This is a genomic window from Pseudomonas sp. RW407, from assembly GCF_003176655.1.
In the GTDB taxonomy this organism is placed as follows: Bacteria; Pseudomonadota; Gammaproteobacteria; order Pseudomonadales; family Pseudomonadaceae; genus Pseudomonas; species Pseudomonas delhiensis.
Map to the genome: position 1 here is coordinate 2,097,177 of NZ_QGSL01000107.1, position 2,519 is coordinate 2,099,695.

A 2,519-nucleotide genomic window follows, 5' to 3' on the forward strand; every position below is an offset into this window, starting at 1 on the left:
TCCGCACGAACTCGATCTCGCCCGGCAGCACCGGCTGCAGCGTCGGGTCCTCCGCCGCGGCGAACGCCGGCAGGATGGCCAGGCCGGCGCCCTCGGCCACCGCGCGCTGCTGGGCCAGGATGCTGGTGCAGCGCAGGGCCATGTGCAGCGGCCGGCCGATCTCGTCCAGGTACTGCAATTCCTTGCTGTACAGCAGGTCGTCGACGTAGCCCACCAGTGCGTGCTTGCGCAGGTCGTCGCGGCTGCGGATGGGGCCGCGCTCGGCCAGGTAGTCCCTGGCCGCGTACAGGCGCAGCACGTAGTCGGTCAGTCGGGTGATCAGGTAGGGCCCGCGGCCGGGGCGCTCCAGGGTGATGACGATGTCCGCCTCGTGGCGCGACAGCTGCAGCGCCCGCGGCACCGCCAGCAGGTCCACGCCCAGGTGCGGGTGGCGGCGGTTCAGTTCCACCAGTTGCGAGGTCAGCAGGGTCGAGCCATAGCCCTCGGTGGCGCCGATGCGCACCTTGCCCGAAAGGTTGTCCTCCGCCCCGGCCAGGCGCTTCTCGATCACCTTGCAGGCGCTTTCCATGGCCTCGGCCTGCGGCAACAGCCCGTGCCCGGCCTCGGTCAGGCGGTAGCCGGAGGGCTCGCGCACCAGCAGCTGCGCGCCGATGCTCTTTTCCAGCGCCTGCAGGCGCCGCGCCACCGTGGTGTGGTCGACGCCCAGGCGCCGCGCGGCCACGGTGAGCTTGCCGGCGCGGGAGAGTTCGAGGAAGAAACGCAGGTTGTCCCAGTCCATCGCCGGCTCCGAGTGTGCAAAAACGCAGAGCATGCTTGCACATCACCGCATTGAATTCATCAAAAATGCACTGCTAGGATCAACCCAACCTCCTTGAGGCTCGCCCCAAGGCCCATAACAACAAACCGCCGCAGGCTGGGAGTTCCGATGAGTACCACCAATGCTGCCGTTCCCACGGTCAAACTCTTCATCGACGGCAAGCCCGTCGAATCCACCAGCAGCGAATGGCGCGAGGTGATCAACCCCGCCACCCAGGAAGTCCTGGCGCGCGTGCCCTTCGCCACCAGCGATGAAGTCGAGCGCGCCGTGGCCAGCGCCAAGGCCGCGTTCAAGACCTGGAAGAAAACCCCGATCGGCGCCCGCGCACGCATCTTCCTCAAGTACCAGCAACTGATCCGCGAGAACATGAAGGAACTGGCGGCCATCCTCACCGCCGAACAGGGCAAGACCCTGCCCGACGCCGAAGGCGACGTGTTCCGCGGCCTGGAGGTGGTCGAGCACGCCGCGGCCATCGGCAACCTGCAGCTGGGCGAACTGGCCAACAACGTGGCCGGCGGCGTCGACACCTTCACCCTGCTGCAGCCGCTGGGCGTGTGCGCCGGCATCACTCCGTTCAACTTCCCGGCGATGATCCCGCTGTGGATGTTCCCGATGGCCATCGCCACCGGCAACACCTTCGTCCTCAAGCCTTCCGAGCAGGACCCGATGGTGACCATGCGCCTGGTCGAGCTGGCCCATGAGGCCGGCATCCCGCCGGGCGTGCTGAACGTGATCCACGGCGGCCCCGACGTGGTCAACGCCATCTGCGACCACCCGGACATCAAGGCCGTGTCCTTCGTCGGTTCCACCCGCGTCGGCACCCACGTCTACAACCGCTCTTCGCTGGCCGGCAAGCGCGTGCAGTGCATGATGGGCGCCAAGAACCACGCCGTGATCCTGCCCGACGCCAACAAGGACCAGACGCTCAACGCCATCGCCGGCTCGGCCTTCGGCGCCGCCGGGCAGCGCTGCATGGCGGTGTCCGTGGCGATCCTGGTGGGCGAGGCCAACGAGTGGATCCCGGACCTGGTGGCCAAGGCCAAGACCCTCAAGGTCAGCGGCGGCACCGAGGCCAACACCGACGTCGGCCCGCTGGTCTCCTGCGCCGCCCTGGACCGCGTCAGCGGCCTGATCGAGCGCGGCATCCAGGAAGGCGCCAAGCTGGAGCTGGACGGCCGCAACCCGCAGGTGGCCGGCTACGAGAAAGGCAACTTCGTCGCCCCGACCCTCTTCTCCGGCGTCACCGCGCAGATGAGCATCTACCGCGAGGAAATCTTCGGCCCGGTGCTCTGCGTGGTCTCGGTGAAGACCCTCGACGAGGCCATCGAGCTGATCAACGCCAACCCCAACGGCAACGGCACCGCCATCTTCACCCGCTCCGGCGCCGCCGCGCGGCACTTCAAGGAAGAGATCGACGTCGGCCAGGTGGGCGTCAACGTGCCCATCCCGGTGCCGGTGCCGCTGTTCTCCTTCACCGGCTCGCGCGGCTCCAAGCTGGGCGACCTGGGCCCCTACGGCAAGCAGGTGGTGCAGTTCTACACCCAGACCAAGACGGTCACCGAACGCTGGTTCGACGAGAACGAAGTGGGCGGCGCGGTGAACACCACCATCCACCTCAAGTAACCCCCGCAAACCCGCCCGCGCGCCCCGCCGGCCAGGCCCCGCAGCAGGAAGCTCCGGGGCCGCAGGCCACGCGCGGCGC

The 2,519-nt window shown here is 68.4% G+C and carries 2 protein-coding genes; one reads left to right on the forward strand and one right to left on the reverse strand.

Going from position 1 to position 2,519, the window contains the following annotated elements; genetic code table 11:
* Positions 1 to 778: LysR family transcriptional regulator (locus DK254_RS33625; protein ID WP_109937390.1), on the reverse strand; the 778-nt coding region annotated here is incomplete at its 3' end.
* 147 nt (positions 779 to 925) lie between these two features.
* Between DK254_RS33625 and DK254_RS33630 the strand changes: the two genes are divergently transcribed.
* Positions 926 to 2,440, forward strand: coding sequence for a CoA-acylating methylmalonate-semialdehyde dehydrogenase (locus tag DK254_RS33630; protein ID WP_109937288.1), 1,515 nt, complete (start codon positions 926 to 928; stop codon positions 2,438 to 2,440).
* The last annotated feature ends 79 nt before the right edge of the window (positions 2,441 to 2,519 follow it).

Excerpts from the sequence above, each read along its gene's own strand:
- DK254_RS33630 (WP_109937288.1), top strand. The coding sequence starts at position 926 with ATGAGTACCACCAATGCTGCCGTTCCCACGGTCAAACTCTTCATCGAC.